This is a genomic window from Francisella sp. 19S2-4 (assembly GCF_036281795.1).
Taxonomy (GTDB): domain Bacteria; phylum Pseudomonadota; class Gammaproteobacteria; order Francisellales; family Francisellaceae; genus Francisella.
In genome coordinates this window covers 1-1,047 of the sequence record NZ_JAWUZH010000093.1, presented here as the reverse complement: position 1 = coordinate 1,047, position 1,047 = coordinate 1, and the positions used below count along the sequence as shown (strand labels likewise).

The window sequence follows — 1,047 nt, the reverse complement described above, 5'->3', positions numbered from 1 at the left end:
TAAAATACTAATATCTGTAACATCTGTATTTTACAAAATATATCTAACAATTTGGGATATTAATTCAACAGTCTTTCCAACATCCAAAATACCAAAAAAAACTCCTGCAAAATCACACTTGTCAAGTACTTAATCACCAAAAAATACAGCTTTTTATATGAGTTATCTAAATTTATATAAGTATTAAAATTGCTATTGCTTAATAAAAGTACGGAATATAGTGGAATATAGTAAATTACTAGATAAAAATGATATTAAAACTAATTATAATCAGTATAGTCAATTTATATTGAAGATGAATAGTTCATTTAATTGAAATAGAGTATTTCAGAGATTTTTATTATTTGAATTAAATAAAGAATTTATAAGATTAGAATTTAACCTAGAGTTTCAAGTTATTGAAATACTAGGTTAATTTTACTGTTGTTATATCTTCTCCCAAGGAGAACCATTTGATGGAGTATCTCCTTGTGTCCACCACTTAGCTTTATACTTCTGACCTTGATAAGTTACTGTTTGACCTCCAGTGTATGCAATACCACTTTCCCAAGCTCCTCCAGCAACAACAGGTTTCTCCCAAGCTCCTCCATTTGATGGAGTATCTCCTTGTGTCCACCACTTAGCTGTATATGTTTGACCATTATATGTTACCTGGTCTCCTGTAGTATATACAGTCTTAGAATCCCAAGTTCCCGATGTAGTATTATCATCTCCACCTTGACTTTGGTCATCTCCACCTTGGTTTTGATCATCTCCACCTTGGTTTTGGTCATCTGGTTGACCACTAGTTACTCTCCATACTCCCCATTCTCCTGATTGAGTAGGATTCTCACCTTTAGTCCACCACTGAGCTTCATATGTAACTCCACCAACTTCTACTTTCTCACCTTTTGTGTAAGCTTTTTCAGAATCCCAAGTTCCTGTGGTAGCATCTCCACCTTGGTTTTGGTCATCTCCACCTTGATTTTGGTCATCTCCACCTTGATTTTGATCATCTCCACCTTGATTTTGATCATCTCCACCTTGATTTTGATCATCTCCACCTTG

The 1,047-nt window shown here is 34.2% G+C and carries 1 protein-coding gene; it reads right to left on the bottom strand.

Going from position 1 to position 1,047, the window contains the following annotated elements; all coding sequences use genetic code 11:
* Positions 1–426: 426 nt before the first annotated feature.
* On the bottom strand, positions 427–1,047 hold a 621-nt coding region (locus R8535_RS10850; protein ID WP_329499520.1), incomplete at its 5' end, for a carbohydrate-binding protein.